This is a genomic window from Paenibacillus tepidiphilus (genome assembly GCF_008635795.1).
Taxonomy (GTDB): Bacteria; Bacillota; Bacilli; order Paenibacillales; family Paenibacillaceae; genus Paenibacillus_AQ; species Paenibacillus_AQ tepidiphilus.
In genome coordinates, this window is sequence record NZ_VWRQ01000022.1 from 1 (window position 1) to 18,665 (window position 18,665).

At 55.8% G+C, this 18,665-nt stretch carries 16 protein-coding genes; 3 read left to right on the forward strand and 13 right to left on the reverse strand.

From position 1 onward, the window contains the following. The 7 genes from F1379_RS23335 to F1379_RS23365 all read right to left on the reverse strand — a co-directional run. On the reverse strand, positions 1-176 hold a 176-nt coding region (locus F1379_RS23335; RefSeq protein WP_150274514.1), incomplete at its 3' end, for an HPr family phosphocarrier protein. A 90-nt stretch (positions 177-266) separates the two neighbouring features. Continuing rightward, complete coding sequence (gene ptsG, locus F1379_RS23340) at positions 267-2,330, reverse strand: glucose-specific PTS transporter subunit IIBC (RefSeq protein ID WP_150274516.1); 2,064 nt, start codon at positions 2,328-2,330, stop codon at positions 267-269. A gap of 232 nt (positions 2,331-2,562) precedes the next feature. Next, the gene (glcT, locus tag F1379_RS23345) at positions 2,563-3,426 is read right to left on the reverse strand and encodes a glucose PTS transporter transcription antiterminator GlcT (RefSeq protein ID WP_150274518.1); all 864 of its coding nucleotides are present in this window, start codon (positions 3,424-3,426) and stop codon (positions 2,563-2,565) included. Positions 3,427-3,583: 157 nt separating this feature from the next. Next, positions 3,584-5,194, reverse strand: coding sequence for a hypothetical protein (locus F1379_RS23350; RefSeq protein WP_150274520.1), 1,611 nt, complete (start codon positions 5,192-5,194; stop codon positions 3,584-3,586). After that, complete coding sequence (locus F1379_RS23355; protein WP_150274522.1) at positions 5,187-5,897, reverse strand: ABC transporter ATP-binding protein; 711 nt, start codon at positions 5,895-5,897, stop codon at positions 5,187-5,189. Before F1379_RS23355 ends, F1379_RS23350 begins: the two co-directional genes overlap by 8 nt. An 80-nt stretch (positions 5,898-5,977) precedes the next feature. Then, positions 5,978-7,525, reverse strand: a complete 1,548-nt coding sequence (locus tag F1379_RS23360; protein WP_239004781.1) for a flotillin family protein — start codon at positions 7,523-7,525, stop codon at positions 5,978-5,980. Then, a complete protein-coding gene (locus F1379_RS23365; protein ID WP_150274524.1) occupies positions 7,526-8,062 on the reverse strand; it encodes an NfeD family membrane protein in 537 nt (178 codons plus the stop codon). It abuts the gene before it with no gap. Positions 8,063-8,280: 218 nt separating this feature from the next. Between F1379_RS23365 and F1379_RS23370 the strand changes: the two genes are divergently transcribed. Both F1379_RS23370 and F1379_RS23375 read left to right on the forward strand, forming a co-directional pair. After that, entirely contained in the window at positions 8,281-9,189 is a 909-nt protein-coding gene (locus tag F1379_RS23370) for an aminoglycoside 6-adenylyltransferase (RefSeq protein WP_150274526.1), read from the forward strand. A 150-nt stretch (positions 9,190-9,339) separates the two neighbouring features. After that, positions 9,340-10,776, forward strand: a complete 1,437-nt coding sequence (locus F1379_RS23375) for an FAD-dependent oxidoreductase (RefSeq protein ID WP_150274528.1) — start codon at positions 9,340-9,342, stop codon at positions 10,774-10,776. Between the two features lie 128 nt (positions 10,777-10,904). On the opposite strand, the gene F1379_RS23380 is transcribed toward F1379_RS23375, so the two are convergent. The 4 genes from F1379_RS23380 to F1379_RS23395 form a co-directional block, all read right to left on the reverse strand. Continuing rightward, positions 10,905-12,068 (reverse strand): iron-containing alcohol dehydrogenase, encoded by a 1,164-nt coding sequence (locus F1379_RS23380; protein WP_150274530.1) that lies wholly within the window; start codon positions 12,066-12,068, stop codon positions 10,905-10,907. 138 nt (positions 12,069-12,206) lie between these two features. After that, a complete protein-coding gene (locus F1379_RS23385; RefSeq protein WP_150274533.1) occupies positions 12,207-13,790 on the reverse strand; it encodes a UDP-glucose--hexose-1-phosphate uridylyltransferase in 1,584 nt (527 codons plus the stop codon). Between the two features lie 29 nt (positions 13,791-13,819). Continuing rightward, complete coding sequence (galE, locus tag F1379_RS23390) at positions 13,820-14,806, reverse strand: UDP-glucose 4-epimerase GalE (protein ID WP_150274536.1); 987 nt, start codon at positions 14,804-14,806, stop codon at positions 13,820-13,822. Positions 14,807-14,808: 2 nt separating this feature from the next. Next, positions 14,809-15,987: a galactokinase gene (locus tag F1379_RS23395; protein ID WP_150274539.1), complete on the reverse strand. Its 1,179-nt coding sequence runs from the start codon at positions 15,985-15,987 to the stop codon at positions 14,809-14,811. Positions 15,988-16,214: 227 nt separating this feature from the next. On the opposite strand from F1379_RS23395, the gene F1379_RS23400 reads away from it, so the two are divergent. Continuing rightward, complete coding sequence (locus tag F1379_RS23400; protein ID WP_150274710.1) at positions 16,215-17,093, forward strand: AraC family transcriptional regulator; 879 nt, start codon at positions 16,215-16,217, stop codon at positions 17,091-17,093. Positions 17,094-17,142: 49 nt separating this feature from the next. Here F1379_RS23400 and F1379_RS23405 read toward each other — a convergent pair whose 3' ends face one another. After that, positions 17,143-17,412 (reverse strand): hypothetical protein, encoded by a 270-nt coding sequence (locus F1379_RS23405; RefSeq protein WP_150274542.1) that lies wholly within the window; start codon positions 17,410-17,412, stop codon positions 17,143-17,145. A 206-nt stretch (positions 17,413-17,618) separates the two neighbouring features. Next, entirely contained in the window at positions 17,619-18,629 is a 1,011-nt protein-coding gene (mgrA, locus tag F1379_RS23410; RefSeq protein ID WP_150274712.1) for an L-glyceraldehyde 3-phosphate reductase, read from the reverse strand. Between the last annotated feature and the right edge of the window lie 36 nt (positions 18,630-18,665).

The window sequence follows — 18,665 nt, forward strand, 5'->3', positions numbered from 1 at the left end:
TCGCCGGTTTCCAGCCCCAGGGACAGTACGCCCAGGATGGATTTCAGGGTTACCTTCTTGCCTTTGGCTTCCGCGAAGGCTTCCGTGTCCTTGAATTTAGTAGCTGTATTGACCAGCGCAGTCGCCGGACGTGCATGAATTCCGTCTTCGTCGATAATTCTGAATGTTGTTTGCATGAGATCCAACTCGCTTTCTGTTAATTTGGGATACATATATAGGGAGACGGCGCCTCCCCCGCAAGGAGAAGCGCAGCGCCATGGTACATGTTACTGGATGCTGATAATATCCTTGTCGCCGATGGACACCTTACCGGGTTTCTTCAGCGTAACCGATGAGCCTTCAGGCAGATTGGAGAAGATTACCGGAGAAATAACGGATGGCGCATGGGCCTTCACATATTCCAGATCTACTTCCATAATCGGCTGGCCGGCGGCCACCAGATCACCCTCTTGGACCAGAACAGTAAAGCCCTGACCCTTCAGCTTGACGGTGTTGACCCCGATATGCACAAGCACTTCCTTGCCGCCGTCGGACATAATGCCGACCGCGTGCTTGCTTGGGAACACATTGAACACTTTGCCGTAAACCGGCGAAGCAATCTTGCCGTCGCTGGACAGGAAGGCGAAGCCATCGCCGGTCATCTTTTGCGAGAATACGGCATCCGGAACCTCGGTAATGTCCAGCAGCTCGCCGTTGACCGGAGAGACGATATCTTCAGAGATAATCGCCGTACCGTTTACACCGGCTTGCTGCTCCAGTTCGGGCTGCGGCGCAGCTGCTGCTGGTGCCGCAACAGGCGTTCTGCCGCTCATGACGTCCTGAATTTGCGACTTGATCGTATCGGAACGGGTACCGAAGATCGCCTGTACGTTGTTCCCGACCTCAAGCACACCGGAAGCTCCAAGCTTCTTCAGACGGTTCTTATCCACCCCGCCCTTGTCTTTGACTTCAACTCGCAGCCGAGTGATACAAGCGTCCAGATGGACAATGTTCTGGCTGCCGCCGAGAGCCGACAATATGTTGCGCGGCAGATCGTCGCCGGTCTTCGACACGCTTTCGGTATTGACTTCTTCTTTATCATCCTCAGGCTCTTCCCGGCCCGGGGTCTTCAGGTTGAACTTGCGGATAACCCAGCGGAAGCCGAAATAGTAGATGACCGCAATGACCAGACCCACCGGAATAACGAGCCACCAGGATGTACGGTTCGGAATAATGCCGAACAGCACATAGTCGATAAAGCCGCCGGAAAAGGTCATCCCAATCTTAACGTCCAGTAGATGCATCGTCATAAACGACAAGCCGGCGAATACGGCATGCACCGCGAACAGCAGCGGAGCCACGAACAGGAAGGAGAATTCCAGCGGCTCGGTAATCCCCGTCAGGAACGAAGTCAATGCGGCGGACACCATCAAACTGCCGACAATCTTGCGGTTCTCCGGTTTGGACTCATGGTAGATAGCCAGCGCCGCGGCCGGAAGGCCGAACATCATGAACGGATATTTACCTGTAGTGAAGGTACCGGCAGTAAATTCCACACCGTCGCGCAGCTGCGACATGAAGATACGCTGGTCCCCGCGGATCAGCTCACCCGCATGGTTGATATAGCTGCCGAACTCATACCAGAACGGCGAATAGAAGATATGGTGCAGGCCGAACGGGATCAAAGAGCGCTCGATCACCCCGAAGATGAACGCGGACAGCGTCAGATTCGTGTTGATCATACTCTGGGATACATAGTTCAGACCGTGCTGGATCGGCGGCCAGATCAGGCACAGCAGCAAACCGAGCAGCAGCGAGGTCACCGCCGTCATAATCGGTACAAAGCGCTTACCCGCGAAGAAGCCCAGATGAGACGGCAGCTCGATACGGAAGAAACGGTTGTACATGGATGCTGCGAGTATCCCGACGAGTATACCGCCGAATACCCCTGTCTGCAGCGTCGGAATCCCCAGCACGCTGGCATAGGCAAAGTCCTGCTTGCTCAAGACATAGTCGTTGATCCCCAGGACCGTTCCCATGGTCACGTTCATGACCAGGAAGCCGATAATGGCGGCAAGACCCGCAACGCCTTCACCGCCGGCCAAACCGATCGCTACCCCAACGGCGAACAGCAGCGAGAGATTGTCAAAAACAATCTGTCCTGAATTCATTAACACGTTGGCGACAGCTTGAATCGTGTCATTTTCCAGTGCAGGCACGTACTGCAGGAAGTCAGGGTTGACCAGCATGTTGCCGATACCGAGCAGGAGGCCGGCAGCCGGCAGAATGGCCACCGGAAGCATCAGCGCTTTACCGACTCTTTGCAGAACGCCGAATAACTTTTTGAACATAATTTCACTTCCTTGGTCTAGGTTTCAACAGAACGCCAAAAAAGGCATGAGCAACACAGTTATGGAATGTTAACCTAACGTTGAAGTTAGATTGCCCCGACTTGGGGCGAAACAACCATAAATCTGTAAATCACTCATGCCTGATCGAATCAGTAACACGTTCGGTATTCTGTTATCGTTTATTAACAGGGATCATTGTAGCACCGATTATTTGATGTTGCAAGACTCTTTTTCAGCGGTGCATTTCCTCTTCGTCTTCTTTCTTCTGCGCCAGGCGCTGCAAATGGATCGTCAAATAACTGACCTCGGCCGGATATACCGGGATATGCATCCGCTGTTCAATGACCTTTGTCAGCTTCCAGGCCAGCATGTACATCTCGGGATACTCACGCTTCATCAGCCCGTCCAGAGATGAGGTTTCCCGCACGGTCTCTCCCCGGCGCAGCCGTTCCAGCACGAACCGCAGATGTGTCACCAGCCGGGAGTAATCGAGTGAATCGCGCGGCACCCGGTATTCAAGGCTGTCTTCCACCAGGCCAACCAGGTCGCCGATCAGCAGTGAATGCGCCCTGACTTCGGAAATATGCCGGTTGCTCAGCGCGCTGACGATATGCAGGGCGACGAATCCAACCTCATCGGGAGGAAGCGACACCTTCATGGCCGTGTTGATCCGCTCAATGGCATGCTCGGCGAGATTATATTCCTGCGGGTACATCTCCTTCGTCTCATACAGAAACGGGTTGTGGATCGGGATATGCTGCTCCTGGCGGCGGATCGCAAAGGAAATATGATCCGTAAGCGCCGTATGGATATGCTCGTTCAGGCCCTGGCCGCTATTCTGCATAATATGCAGGACGATTTCCTGGACAACTTCAATCAGCTTCTCCTCCACCTGGGGAACGAGCTGCTTGTACTGCTCCTGTTCCTCCTGGCTGCGGAGAATGAACATCTTCTCGACAGAAGCCAGATTGATGCGGTCATGGGCTTTGCGGTTGAAGCCAATGCCCTTGCCGATTACAACGACCTCGGAAAATTGCGGATGCTCGGCGATAATTACATTATTGTTCAGGACCTTGGCCACTGTGATGCTGCTCACCATAACACCTCTTTAGATTCGAACTTCACATGAACAGCCTACAGACAAAAAGGCTAGTCTCCATTATACGGACTGCATCAGCCAAACTTCAAGCTAAACTTCAGACCGCCCTGCTATAAAAAATATCCCGTTAGCTATCCGCACACAGCTTGTGCATTTATTTCAGCCGAAAGGTCTTCGCATGAAATCTGCGGACCAGAATCAATGCCAGCACAGCATAGACCAAAGCCAGGACCAGCGCAGCCGGCGCAAAAAATTCCGCATTGCTTCTCAGCACAAGGCCGACGCCCCCGACAGCCATCACGAGGCTGTTGACCACCATAAAGAACGGGTTCTTGATGTTCATCTCCGTGCCGTACGGCTGAAACATGTAGTACATAAACAGATGATGCACAGAGTAGAACAGCGCAAGTCCGATAACCGCCATGAAAAAGAGCGCAGCATCCCATATAATCCAATCCGCAGGCGACAGCAGCAGCGGCAGATTGACCGCCAGTCCGATCGCCACGGCCGCAATCAGATTAAGCCCGGAGATACGTGCCAGCCGGATGCGGAAGTTGCTCATGACCGCACCCTGCTTGCGGTAGAACCCGTACCGCAAGAGGCTCATATCACAGTTATAAAACATGGCCTTACAGGCCTTTTCTCCGGTGGTGATAAAGGCCATTACAAAGATCAGCACCAGCATCCCGGAGCGCAAATATTGTGCCGGAGCGATGAATAGCTCCGGGGACAGTGCAAGTGCCAGCAATCCTCCGCACAGCAGAACGGCGCAGCCTGCCAGACAGCGCTGGAGCGGCTGGATCAGGAGACGCTTGTGACGGGCGAAGAAGATGGCGTTCAGATAGGCATAGCCGGTCTTGTCTTCATATGCCGCGTGGCCAGGCCGCAGGACTGCCTGTTCCTCATCGGAACGGATATCCTTCGCCTGGGCATCCTTCATCATCCGGCCCATGTTGAGGAGCGGCTCGTCAATTTTGCTTACGGCATCAACCGCCTTCCGGTAATTCCCGTATCTGGCGATGTACAGGCCAGCCGCTCCCCCTGCCAGAAGGATAGCCAGCACAACCGGCAGATTAAACAGCCACTCCGGTTCGATGAACGATACTCCCGCATACAGCATAAAGGCACCAAGAATAAATCCCGGCCCAAGCACGATCCAGACGACAGCCGTTTGTTTCACCAGCACGATTTCCGTCCGGTCAAAAAGCCATAAATGCAGCGCTTCACACAAGGTCCGCCAGGATGCCAGCAGCAACGCCAGCAGTGCGCCTTGCCAGAGGGGAGCCTGCAGCATATGGGCGAACACCATCATTGCCGGGGCGAAATAGATCCCGAAGGACAGGCAGCGCAGCGTCATCGTGGAGCGCATATACGCACGGGCCGGCAGCCGCATCAGCTTGACGCAGATATATTTGTCCAGCTTTGGCTCCAGGATAACCGCACTGGAGACACCTGCAAGCGCGAAGCTGAGCAGCAGTATCATCTGCAGGTACAGACCGTATTGCTCCTGCGGCGGCAAATCGTTGCCAACCGCGGTAACGGGCCAATAGATTACAATTCCAAGATACATAAACTTCCCCAGGAACCCCCACAGCACCCTGAGGATTTGCACAATCACCGTCAGCGCCTGTTTCAGCTCCGCCCGGGCATACATCCCTTCCTTCATCATTCTCCCAAGAAGCGGAATTCTCCGGAAATAATAGATCAGCCGGTTCGCCCCGGAAGCCCCACGGATTTCCATTATGCTGCGCAGCGTCCTAAGCATCGCCGTGCCCGTCCTTTAGCATTTCAATAACCTGCTGTTCAAATTCCGGGCTTTGCAGCATGGCGGAGGGAATTTCCTGCAGCAGGCCATTGTTCAGGATGACCAGCTCATCGCAGAGATCGGCGGCAAGCTGCAGAATATGCGTAGAAAAGATAATGATGTGATCCTTCTTCATGCTGCGCAGCAGGTTCTTGATCTCCAGCGCGACAACCACATCAAAGGAGGTCAGCGGCTCATCCAGCAGGATGACCGGCGGGCGGTCAATGATAAAGAGCAGCATCTGCAGCTTGTTCTTCATTCCGTGGGAGTACCCCTTGATCAGGCGGTGCCGGTCTTCCGGCTCGATCCGCATCATCTCGAAGTATTCGTCGATCGTTCTGGCTCCGGCAATCTTATCCTTGTTGATATCCAGGTAAAATTTCACAAACTCATAGCCGGTCAGAAACTCCGGCAGCACCGGCAGTGAGAAGACATATCCGACATCCTCCTCGCCAAGCGGCTGGCTGACATCCCCCTGCCGTAAAAAAACCCCGCCGCTGTCCATGCGGATTTCTCCGCTCAGGCAGTTGAACAGCGAGGTTTTCCCTGCTCCATTGCGTCCGAGCAGGCCGTATATTTTGCCTTTTTCAAAGGTATAATCAATGCCTTTCAGTACGGGCTTATCACCAAACTTCTTGCGGATATTATCCAGTTGCAGCTGCATATACAGCCTCCTGTCTCCAGTTAAAGTAAAGGTATGGCAGACCTTATGCCGTCCGCCATACCTCGTCGTCTTATCCCTGCTTATTCGCCTACCGGCTGCTCAGGCACAGGGGCCACAGCCGGTGCAGGCTTGATTGCCGGTTTAATCTCTGGCTTAATTTCCGGCTTGGCGGCTCCGCCTTTGGTCAGCCCCTTGATCAGCCCCTCCACATCAATGCCGGAGACATCCTTCAGCATCTGGGGAGCGGTCGCCATCAATTGGGTGACATAGTTGCTGACCCGGGCCGCACCTTCACCGTTACCGGTGTCAACGACCGTCAGCTTATCAATCGAAGCCAGCGGCTCGGCGATCTTGCCGGCCAGCTCAGGCAGCATCTTGACGATGATATCGAGCACCGCAGCCTCACCGAACTTCTGGAATGCTTCGGCCAGCTTCTCCTTGGCTTCCGCTTCCGCCAGACCGCGCAGCCGGATGACTTCGGACTCCGCTTTACCTTTGGCCAGCTCGGCGTCGGCGACAGCCAAGCCTTCCAGGCGTTTCTGCTCGGCAGTTGCCTTCGCCTGTGTCTCAATGCTGTACTGCACGGCATCGGCCTCACGCATCCGCCGTGCCTTGTCGGCTTCCGCCGCCTGCTCTACCGCATAACGGTCAGCCTCCGCTTTCTTCTTCACTTCCGCATCATACTGCTTCTCGCGGACCTGGATTTCCTTGCCCTGCAGGTCGATTTCCCGCTCCTTGCGGACGAGCTCGACCTTCATCTGCTCCTCGACCACAATCTGCTTGGCGCGCGCTTCCTGAATATGATACGCCTGATCGGCTTCCGCCTTCGCCGTATCCTGCTCGCGCTTAAAGGACGCAACCTTCAGCTGATTCTCCTTGGACGCCTCAGCGATGTTCGTGTCACGCAGCAGCTCCGCCTTTTGACCCTGCTCCTCTGCATTCGCTTTCTGGATACGGGCATCCCGCAATGCTTCTGCTTCGGCGATTTCCGCATCCCGCTTCACCGCTGCGATCCGCGGCTTACCGAGGGCTTCCAGGTATCCATGCTTGTCGCGGACATCCTTGATGGTGAAGGAGACGATCTGCAGACCCATCTTCTTGAGGTCCCGTGCCGCCACTCCCTGCACCTCCTGGGCGAAGCGGTCACGGTTGCGGTATACTTCCTCCACGGTCATCGTACCGAGAATGGCCCGCAGATGGCCCTCCAGCACTTCCTGGGCCTCGCTCTTCAGCGCTTCAATCGGCTTGCCCATGAACTGCTCGGCTGCCGTCGCCACATCTTCAACGGAGCTGCCGACCTTGATAATGGCCACGCCGTCGGCGATGACGGGTACGCCTTGCTCGGTATATACCTCCGGCGTTGTCACATCGAGCTTATGGGAGAGCAGTGACGTAAATTCCGCCTTCTGGAACACCGGCAGGATGAACGCACCGCCGCCGCGGACGATCTTGATCTTGCGGCCTGAGCCGTCATCGGATATATGGCTGCTGCCGAGGAACGAACCGGTGACGATCATCGCTTCGTCGGGACCCACCGTCTTGTAGCGGGCCCAGAAGGCGATACCCAGCACCAGCAATACGGCGACAACCACCGCAGGGATAAACAGAAAATCAGGAATTCCAAACATTTACACATCCACTCCTCTTTGGTCATCAAATTCTGTTACAAGTGCGACGCCCTCACGGACCTCCACCACCACCGCCCGGCTTCCGGCAGGCAAGGGCAGACGGTCAAAGCTCGCCGCCGTGTGCAGACTGTTGCTTGCTCCGAACCTTACCATAATCTCGCCGTAGCCCTGTGCCGGAACCGGCACCGTGACTTCACCGATTCTCCCCGCCAGCTCCGCCATGGAGAAGCCGGTGGAAGTCTCACTGTTCCGGGTTGGCCTGATGACGGCCAGATAGAGCACCAGCCCCATAAACGCGGCGATCAACAGAGACAGTGCAAGGACGGCCCCTGGTTCAAGCCCTGTGTAACGTGTAAGCAAAATGCCCGCACCGCCGAATACGGTAACCCCTCCCGCAATGACGGCCGGATTGACGAAGTCAAAGGACAACGCATCTGTAATTCCGTCCAGCGCATCTCCGATCACATCCCCCAGCAGCACGCTGACGAAAGCAAAGATAACGCCGAGTGCCAAACAGCCCAAATACAGCGTTTGCATATGATCCCCCCTGTCGATGATTTCCGGACTGTCGTATCAGTATAAACGCCAAAACTGTGTCCTTGGTTTCACAAACCTGGGTAATTATATCAGTATTGTAACCTTTACTGGGATCCTATGGAAGACCCGCGGTTCATTTGCTACACTTAATGGTAACGTATGCAGTCATATTTTGGACCCGACAGAGTTAAAATCTTGATGGTGAGGTGAACGCACCTTTGCGAAATGAACAAGAGATGCTGGAGCTGATTATGGGAGTTGCCCGGAAGGATGAGCGAATCCGTGCAGTGTATATGAACGGCTCCCGCACCAATCCGCACGCTCCCCGGGATATATTCCAGGATTATGATATCGTGTATGTGGTCACCGACACCGAATCATTTATCCGCGATGAAGGGTGGATCGACATATTCGGTCCCCGCCTCATTCTCCAGGAGCCGGAGAAGAACAGCCAATATTTCTATTTCGATGACGGAACGCCGGACTTGTCGCGCAGCTACGGTTATCTGATGCTCTTCACAGACGGCAACCGGATCGACCTGCATGTCCAGACCCTGGAAGCGTCGCTGCCGGAATTCACTGCGGACAAGCTGACGGTTCTGCTGCTGGATAAGGATGCATGCCTGCCGCCGATTCCCCCGGCAACGGATATCGACTACCGGGTCAAACCGCCTTCAGAAATGGAGTTCGCCGTCTGCTGCAACGAATTCTGGTGGTGCCTGCAGAACGTCGCCAAGGGTATTTGGCGGGATGAACTCCCCTACGCCAAGCGTATGTTTGATCAATATGTTCGGGACATGCTGGACCGGATGGTCTCCTGGAGTGTGGGCATAGAGCATGACTTTGAGGTCTCGGCGGGCAAGCTGGGCAAATATTTCAAGCAATATCTGCCGGCGGGGCACTGGGAGCTGTACGTAAATACATATGCAGACGGCAGTTATGAAGGCTTCTGGAAAGCGGTCGAATCTACCTGCGCGCTATTCAGGGTACTAGCTGAGGAAGTAGCGGCACATTTCGGATACACCTACCGGAAAGAAGATGATGAGGGCATGACGTTATATCTGGAAACGGTGCGTCAGTTGCCGCAGGATGCAAAGGAAATTTTTCGGGAACAGGCTGCGCCTTAATGATTTAAGGATTCTGCTCACGATGTGCAACAAACCTCAACTTTTTCACAGACACAAGGCACAGGCTTAATTAAGATAGAATGGTTGCTTTAATCTGGTCTATCTTGCATAAAGCATCAAAACCAACAACAGTCAGGAGCACAGAAGTAAATGATCACATTTGTAAAAAGATTTCGCATCCTCCCGGGACTGCTGGCCGCCGTATTGATTCTGCAGCTGATGATCCCCGGCTTGCAGGCCGGTACGGCCGCCGCCGGTTCCACCACATCCATCCAACAAAGCTACGATGTCGTCGTGGTCGGAAGTGAAATCCAAGGCGTCCTGCTCGCCCGTGAAGCACACAAAGCAGGCTTGAAGGTGCTGATTCTCGATCCCCGCAGCAAGCCCGGCGGCGAATTGATCCAGGGACAGATGATTTTTCTGGATGATGTAAACGACAATAAGAAACAGAGCCTGGTCCAGGGGGAAATCAAGAATCTCCTGAATGGCTACAAGGCGGGGACGATCCGCAAAGCGGCCGACTTCAAACGCTACTACGACAAGCTGATCTCCGGAATTCCGCTAAAGAGCGGAGTTACGCTCGGGAAAGTCAATGTCCAGAAGCTTTCCGGCGGACAGTCGCTGAAATCACTGGACTACTCCGGCAAAGACGGCACCCACTATACTGTTCAAGCACGCTATTGGGTGGAGAACACCGATTATACTGCTTTGAGCGGCAAATTGAGTGATGCGCGGATTCCGGGCATGGAGACCATCTATAACGGCAAGAAGCCGGATTATATGGCGGCTACTTATATGCTGAACTTCAAGAACGTGGACTGGGGCAAGCTGCACCAGAGCATTCTTGAGGATTACCCTTTGACCAACGTCCGCAAGAAATATGGACCTAATACTTATGTGGACTGGCATTTTGCCACCGGCTTCAGCAACATTACCGCTAAATTTGCCACCAAGGACAAGCTGCTGAAGCTGCGCGGCCTGAACGCGGCCTATCAGAAGAACGGGCAGGTAATTATCAACGCTCTGCTTATCTATGATGTAAATCCTGCAGATCCTAAATCTGTGCAGTCGGCAATAGACAGGGCTAAAGCCGAAGCTCCCCGGATTCTGAGCTTTCTGCGCAGCAGCATCCCGGGGTTTGCCAAGGCGGAGCTGAACGGCTTTCCGGAATATCTCTACATCCGCGACTATAACCGCTACACCACCAAATATGTGCTGAGCTACAATGACCTGATGAGCAGCCGGATGTTCTATGACAATGTCAGCATCGGCGGCTATTCCGTTGACCTGCAGGGCACCCGGGCAATCCCGACAGGCATCGGCTTCGGCAAGCCGGACCGCTATGGCCTGCCGCTGCGCTCTTTTGAACTGAAATCCTACAATAACGTGCTTGTCACTGGCAAAAATGTCGGCGCCGACATCAAGGCCTATGGCAGCGCACGGATCATGGCGACCACCGCGCTCGCGGCGCAGACCATCGGCATTATATTAGGCCGGGAGAACAAGCCGCTGGCCGACTTAACGTCTGCCGATTTCAAACGGATTCACAGCTATCTGAGCAAGGAATATAATATCAAGCTGCAATAATCGAATTTCTTGATATGACGGAACAGCTCAGTGTTAAGGCATAAGGCAACAGCCGCCCCTGTCCGGGGGCGGCTGTTGCCTTATTGCACCAATAATCTATAGGTGTAGATTCGCAAGCTCTTGTATTCTTACAACGCCAGCTTGTAAATTTCCACGACATCCTCGCGCTGCAGCTTGCGGAAGTTGCCGAACGGGCCGAAACGCACGGCTTTATCGGCCATAGCACCGATCTCGCTGTCGTCGATCTCGTAATCAGCCAGCGCCTTCGGCGCGCCGATGGAATCCCAGAAGCGGCGCAGCGCTTCAATGCCTTCCAGCCCGGCTTCCTCGTCGGTCTTGCCGGAGGCATCCACGCCGAAGACATTGACGGCCAGCTGGCGGAAGCGGGCCGGATTCGTGCTGAGATTGTAGCGCATCCAGTGCGGGAACAGGATGGCCAGACCGCCGCCATGCGGAATGTCGTATACAGCCGACACGGCGTGCTCGATATTATGGGTAGCCCAGTCGCCGGCAAAGCCCATGCTGACCATGCCGTTCAGTGCCATCGTGCCGCAGTACATGATCGTCTCGCGCAGCTCATAATTCTCCAGGTCTTCAATCAGCTTCGGAGCGGTCTCGATGACAGTGCGCAGCAGCGTCTCGCAGAAGCCGTCCTGTACCGGCGTGTTGCCGTCCGTATGGAAATAGTGCTCCAGCACATGCGACATGATGTCAACCATGCCGTAGACGGTCTGATCACGCGGCAGGGAGAAGGTGTTCACCGGATCAAGGATCGAGAACGCCGGGAAGGCATGCACGCTGCCCCAGCCCATCTTTTCCTTGGTCACTTCGTTCGTGATGACCGAGCCGCTGTTCATTTCGGAGCCCGTCGCGGCCATGGTCAGCACTGTGCCCAGCGGCAGCGCAGCCTGCGGAGCGGCTTTGCGCTCCACGAAGTCCCACATGTCGCCTTCATATTTCGCGCCGACGGCCACGGCCTTGGCGCAGTCCAGCACGCTGCCGCCGCCTACGGCGAGAATGAGATCGATGCCATGCTCACGGCAAAGCTCTACTCCTTTATGTACCGTGGATAAACGCGGGTTCGGCTCCACTCCGGCGAGCTCCGTCACTTCAGCGCCGATGGCATTCAGTTCGGAAAGCACATTATCGTAAAGGCCGCTGCGCTTGATGCTGCCGCCTCCGTACATCAGAAGCACGTTCTTGCCGTATTTCGGCACTTCCGTACGCAACGCCTGCAGGGTTCCTTGTCCAAAAATCAGCTTGGTGGGATTGTAAAATTCAAACTTGCGCATGGAATCAAACCTCCAGTAGTTTTATATGTTTCGGTGCAATTGTATATTATAGACCTCCGGACAGTCGCATTCAAATCAAGCGGAAAGATCATACATTTAAAAATGTCCCCCGCCGGATAAGGCGGGGGACATTTCAATTTATTGCTGCGCGCCGAAGCTGCTGACGAACCGGCGGAAGGCTGCCTGTCCTTCCTCGGTCCGCTTGTATACGCCGGCGTGCTCAAGAATATGTGTGAATTTGATACCGACCTCATTACGGATCAGTTTAACCGCTTCCTCGCGGCCGTTGCCCGTACCAAAGCGCTCCACCAGCTCCTGAATCCAGGCGGCATGCTGAGCCAGCTTATGCTGAGGGTCGGACTGCACTGCTTGCAGCAATTGGCCGTCTCCGGCCAGAATGCCGGCAACCTCATCCAGCTCTTCCTTGAGGCGGCCCGGCAGAATTGCCAGCCCCATCACTTCAATCAGGCCGATGTTCTCCTTCTTGATGTGATGCATTTCCCGGTGCGGATGGAAGATCCCTTCCGGATATTCCTCGCTGGTCCGGTTGTTGCGCAGCACCAGATCCATCTCGAATCCGCCGTCCTCGGCACGGCGCACAATCGGCGTAACCGTATTGTGACGCACGGATTCCCCGTCTACCTCGCTTGCAGCCAGAACGTCGGCCGCCGGGTCGCTGTAGGTCATCCAGGCTTCGTAGATGTCGTTGCCGCACTCCAGCAGCACCGCCGGGTCCGCGCTGTGCAGGCGCAGCACCGACATTGGCCATTTAACGATGCTGATGCTTACACCCGGGTAGCTTCCGTGTGTGAAGGTATCTTCCTTCGGGGCCTTCTGGATCGGGAAGGTATGACGTCCGCCCTGGAAGTGGTCATGCGTCAGAATCGAGCCGCCGACAATCGGCAGATCGGCATTGGAGCCGATGAAATAGTGCGGGAAAGCTTCCACGAACCCGAGCAGCCGTTTCAGCGTATCCTTGGTCAGCTTCATCGGCACATGGTCATGATGGAACACAATGCAATGCTCGTTGTAATACACATACGGCGAGTACTGGAAGAACCATTTCTCCTTGTTCATCTCCAGCGGGATGATCCGCAGATTCTGGCGCGGCGGATGGTTCACCCTTCCGGCATAGCCGACATTCTCGCGGCAAAGCTGGCATTTCGGGTACACCGGCGGCGGCAGCAGCCGGGCCATGGCGATTTCCTTGGGACTCTTCTCCGGCTTGGACAGATTAATGGTCATCTCGATATCGCCGTACGGCGAATCCTGCAGCCAATAGACATTCTTGGAGACGCGGTCCATGCGGATATAGTTCGAATCAATGCTTAACTGGTAAAAACGGTCGGTGGCCGCCTGTATGCCCTGCCCGTCTTTGAGACGGTTAAATTCGGCATTGACCTCCGACGGACGAGCCATCAGGAGGCCCATAATCTTGGCGTCCAGCAGATCGCGGTACGTGTCCGTATTCTCGGGAATCAGCCCGATTTCAAACCCGTAGTCGATCAGGCTGTCGAGCGGCCCCTGCGGACTCTCCAGCGGAGCTTCGCTGAACTCCGCCGGATATGGCTCGCTGAAGCCGAACTGGTCGAGCAGCTCATTGCGGCTGTAATCCACGTCTGCAGGCTGGATCAGCTCTTTATGCAGAGCGAACAGTACCAGCTGCTCAATGGCCAGGAGCGCCTTTTGTGCCGCGGGTGAAGCGTTATTTTCGCTAGTCATGTAAATTCTCCTTATTCACGGTGCTGAGCTTATTTTCCGTAACCCTGCGGATTCTCGGAATGCCAGTTCCAGGCGCTCCGGATAATGTCGGCCAGATCGGGATACTGCGGATTCCAGCCGAGCACGGAGCGGGCTTTATCCGATGAGGCAACCAGCACGGCAGGGTCTCCGCCGCGGCGCTCCTGGATCATTACCGGAATGTCGAGGCCGGTTACCTGCTTCGCTGTCTCAATGACCTGCTTGACCGAGAAGCCCTGGCCATTGCCCAGGTTGAAGACATTGCTGTCGTTGCCGCCGCGCAGATAATCTACCGCGCGGATATGCGCGTCGCCCAGGTCGGTGACATGGATGTAGTCCCGGACGCAGGACCCGTCTTCAGTAGGATAGTCTTCACCGAAGACCGCGATGCTTGCGCGCTGCTTCAGCGCGGCCTGCAACACCAGCGGAATCAGATGGCTCTCCGGACGGTGGTCCTCACCGATCTTGCCGCTCTTATGTGCGCCGGAAGCGTTGAAGTAGCGCAGCGCAACGTATTTGATGCCGCTGACCTGGTCGAACCAGGCCATCATGCGCTCCATGGTCAGCTTCGTTTCACCGTACACATTCTTCGGCTGGGTGCGGTCACCTTCCTCGATCGGCAGCTTTTCCGGCTCGCCGTAGGTTGCAGCAGTGGAGGAGAAGACGATTTTATTCACGCCGGCTTCCTGCATCGCTTCGAGCAGGCAGAGGGTGCCGTAGACATTGTTGTCGTAATATTTGGCCGGATTCTTCATGCTCTCGCCAACCTCGGAGCTGGCGGCAAAGTGGATTACCGCTTCGATGTCATTTTCAGAGAAGAGCTTCTTCAGTGTAACCTTGTCGCGCAGGTCGCCCTCATACAGCTTGCCGCCCAGCAGCGCCTCGCGGTGCCCGGTTACCAGATTGTCGATCACTACTACCTCTTCACCGCGGTCCAATAGTTCCGCTACCGTATGAGAACCGATATAACCTGCGCCGCCTGTTACCAAAATCGCCATTTCTACTTCTCCCCTTTCAATTCTTCAACGCCGTTGCCGATGCTGCAGACATAGAATTCGCCGGTGAGACCGGTTCTGCGGGTGTAGGCCTCGCCCACCTGGGCGATGAACTGCTGCACATCATCCTCATGCACCAGCGATACCGTGCAGCCGCCGAAGCCCGCTCCGGTCATCCGTGAGCCGAGCGTGCCCGGAATGCGCTGCGCTTCTTCCACCATCACATCGAGCTCCTCGCAGCTGACTTCGTACAGATCGCGCAGCGAGACATGCGAATCGTTCATATAAAGGCCGAACTGCTTCAGGTCATTCTTCTTCAGCACTTCCACGGAATCCAGCACGCGCTGGTTCTCTTCCACAACATGCTTGGCGCGCCGTCTGACCGTTTCGTCGGTAATTTTATCCTGATGCAGAACAAACTGCTCCGGTTTCATTTCAGCCAGATAGGACAAGCCGGGAACTTCCTGCTTCAGGATGGCGAACGCTTCTTCGCACTGGCTGCGGCGTTCGTTGTATTTGGAGTCCACCAGGCCTCTCTTCTTGTTCGTGTTGCCGATCACCAGCTTGTAGGAGCCGGTCACAAACGGAATCAGGTTATACTCCAGCGTGTCGCACATCAGGAGAATGGCATGGTCGCGCTTGCCGTTGGCTACCGCGAACTGGTCCATGATCCCCGAATTGACACCGACATACTGGTTCTCCGCACGCTGCGAGAGCAGGGCAAGCTCAACCGTGTCGGTATCCCCGCCGAGCAGGGTCAGGAAGGCATAGCCGGTAACCACCTCGATGGAGGCGGAAGAAGAGAGGCCGGAGCCGTTCGGGATGTCGCCGTGGAACAGAAGATCATAGCCTTGGGTAAGCGGAAGCTCCTTCTTCGCCAGCTCTACCAGTACGCCCGACGGATAATCCACCCATTCGCCGGTTTTGGCTGCGCCGATTTCACTGTAGGCGAAGGATGCTTCATAAGGGAAGTTCGTGGAAGCGAACCGCACCACTCCGTCGCCGTTCGGACGGATCAAGAGGGTCGTTCCGAAATCCAGCGCCGCCGGCAGCACATAGCCGCCGTTGTAATCCAGATGCTCTCCGATGAGGTTCACCCGGCCCGGTGCGTAGAATACTCTTACCTCCTCTTTGCTCTCTCCGAATTTCTCGATAAATCTTGTGTTCAAATCCTGTACGCTCATTACTGCCAACCCATCCTTTCGCTGTCATCGCTTCAGCTTGGTATTCGGTATTGCTTCGTTCATGGTTCCATTATAATAAAATCAGACTTGCCCTGATAATGCAATCATGTGTGGAATACATGGACAAATGTGACTTCCGGCGGACAGCGGTATATAATTTCAGACAACAGTACTGTTTGCCCCTCACCATCATGGACGGAATTGTCGGCGGTAAGAAAGGAATGAAATTGATGGAGCACACTTACACTTATGCCGTAGCCTCCAATCCGGTTTATTATGAGACCCAGAGCCTGCACGTGCTGTTCTCGGGCGAGAGCCAGACCCTGCCGCTGCATCAGGCCGGCCCCAAAATCTACGACTATTACCTGCTCCACTACATCGAATCCGGCAGCGGCGTCTTCCGCAGCGAGAACCGTGCCTATGCACTGGGCGCAGGGGACTGCTTTCTGATCCATCCCGGCCAGCTCGTCAGCTATATCTCCGACCGTGATCAGCCCTGGCGTTACCGCTGGGCCGCCTTCACCGGCAGCGAATCGGATACGCTGGTCCTGAAGGCCGGCTTTACTCCCCAAGTACCGGTGCTGTCCACCGGCGAGGGCAGCGCCATTCCCGGCGCCCTTGCCGGAATGATGCAAGCCTTCTACGCCAATCAGGAAAGCGCCCATCTCACTTCGCTGGGCTATCTGTACCTGATTGTCGGCGAAGCCGCCGGGCAGCTCACCGCCACGCGCCTGCCCGGAGCCGAATCGCAGGTCAAGCGGACCGTGAAGCAGATGATCCACTACATGGCGGCCCAGTACGCCCATCCGGTATCCATTGAGCAAATGTGCGGCAGCCTGGGCTATAACCGCGCTTACCTCTCGCGCATCTTCAAGCAGGAGACCGGCCTCTCGCCGGTCACTTACCTGCTCAAGCTGCGCATCGAGAAGTCGCGCCAGCTGCTGCGGGAGCGCCCGGAGCTGTCCGTCGAGCAGGTCGCCGCGTCCGTCGGGCTGACGGATGCGCTGTATTTCTCGCGCCAGTTCAAGCGCTTCTGCGGACAGTCTCCGACGGCCTACCGCTCAGCCACCGCACGGCCGGGCGAGAAGCCGGCGCCGCGCGAGTAGCCTTGCGGCGATTATCCGGGAACCCGCCGTGCGGTACGGACTTGCAGTCTCACCTCTGGGATGATCTTAACCGCAATACCAGCCGGTCCAGCAGATAGCCCACCGTATACCAGAATATCAATGAGGTCAGATAAACAACGGCGATTGGAATAGCCTCCCCCCGTACCGCACGGAATGATTCATCTAACCAGGTCAGCGGGCTGGTTGCAGCCAGCAGCAGGTTATAGTCATCGTGACCGCTAATATTGATCCCGATTGCCGACAGAGAAATCAAGGTAAGCCAGAACCGGAATGTCCTGAGCCATGACAGCCATTTCATCGCTTCTCCTCCATTTAACTTTTCGGTACTATGTACCACGCTGGAGCTCCAAGGCCGCTTCCAGCACATCAGCCCGCATCCTGTGCGGAAGCGGGCTGATAGAATGACTTAAGCAGCAGCAGGCTAGCGGTTGCCCTGAAATGTAATGACGCATGTTAATTTAATCATGCCCCACCCTCCAGGCTCCGGAGCTGGCGATTCACGTATCACCCGCCGGCCTCGGCATCAGTATGGAGAATATTCTCGATCCGTTCCAGCTCCTCCGGCGTAAAATCGCTGTGCCCGAGTGCGGCAATGTTCTCTTCAATCTGGCTGACGCGGCTGGCGCCGATCAGGGCCGAGGTAACCTTGCCGCCGCGCAGTGTCCAGAGCAGGGCGAACTGCGCGAGCGTCATGCCGCGCGAGACGGCCATCTGATTAAGCGCGCGGATCTTGCGCAGGGCCTCCGGTGTGATTCTGCTCTCGCTGAGCGCCGTGGAAGGACCGGCTGCCCGGGAATCGGCCGGAATACCGTTCAAATATTTATTGGTCAGCATCCCCTGGGCAAGCGGTGTAAAGGCGATACTGCCTATGCCATGCTTGTCCAGCTCCTCCTGCAGCCCGTTCTCAATCCAGCGGTCCAGCAGTGAGTAGCTCGGCTGATGAATCAGAAGCGGTGTGCCCAGCTCATTCAAGATGCGGATGGCTTCGGCTGTCTGCTCCGCAGAGTAGTTGGACAACCCGACATACAGCGCCTTGCCGGAGCGGACTGCATGTGCCAGAGCGCCCATGGTCTCTTCCAGCGGCGTGTGCGGATCGGGACGATGCGAGTAGAAAACATCAACGTAGTCCACCCCGAGCCGCTTCAGGCTCTGATCAAGGCTGGCCAGCATATATTTCCGCGATCCCCAGTCACCATACGGGCCGGGCCACATATAATATCCCGCTTTTGTAGAAATGATCAGCTCGTCGCGGTAAGGCGCGAGGTCCCGGGCCAGCACCCGCCCGAACAGTTCCTCTGCGGAACCGGCGGGCGGGCCGTAATTATTGGCCAGATCAAAATGGGTAATGCCGAGATCAAACGAGCGGACAATCATCTCCCGGCCGTTCTCGTAGGCGTCGATTCCGCCGAAATTATGCCACAGTCCGAGCGATACCGCCGGCAGCTTCAGACCGGATCTGCCGACCCGGTTATACCGCATGGCTTCATAACGATCATCGCTGGCCACATATACCATTGCCATCACCGCCTCTTTCGTTCTCAGTTGTCGTGC

Coding starts and splice junctions, on each gene's coding strand:
- mgrA (WP_150274712.1), bottom strand. CDS start 18,629: ATGGTATATGTGGCCAGCGATGATCGTTATGAAGCCATGCGGTATAAC.
- galE (WP_150274536.1), bottom strand. CDS start 14,806: ATGGCGATTTTGGTAACAGGCGGCGCAGGTTATATCGGTTCTCATACG.
- F1379_RS23380 (WP_150274530.1), bottom strand. CDS start 12,068: ATGCGCAAGTTTGAATTTTACAATCCCACCAAGCTGATTTTTGGACAA.
- F1379_RS23365 (WP_150274524.1), bottom strand. CDS start 8,062: ATGCAAACGCTGTATTTGGGCTGTTTGGCACTCGGCGTTATCTTTGCT.
- F1379_RS23395 (WP_150274539.1), bottom strand. CDS start 15,987: ATGAGCGTACAGGATTTGAACACAAGATTTATCGAGAAATTCGGAGAG.
- F1379_RS23350 (WP_150274520.1), bottom strand. CDS start 5,194: ATGCTTAGGACGCTGCGCAGCATAATGGAAATCCGTGGGGCTTCCGGG.
- F1379_RS23385 (WP_150274533.1), bottom strand. CDS start 13,790: ATGACTAGCGAAAATAACGCTTCACCCGCGGCACAAAAGGCGCTCCTG.
- F1379_RS23375 (WP_150274528.1), top strand. CDS start 9,340: ATGATCACATTTGTAAAAAGATTTCGCATCCTCCCGGGACTGCTGGCC.
- F1379_RS23355 (WP_150274522.1), bottom strand. CDS start 5,897: ATGCAGCTGCAACTGGATAATATCCGCAAGAAGTTTGGTGATAAGCCC.
- F1379_RS23360 (WP_239004781.1), bottom strand. CDS start 7,525: ATGTTTGGAATTCCTGATTTTCTGTTTATCCCTGCGGTGGTTGTCGCC.
- F1379_RS23405 (WP_150274542.1), bottom strand. CDS start 17,412: ATGAAATGGCTGTCATGGCTCAGGACATTCCGGTTCTGGCTTACCTTG.
- ptsG (WP_150274516.1), bottom strand. CDS start 2,330: ATGTTCAAAAAGTTATTCGGCGTTCTGCAAAGAGTCGGTAAAGCGCTG.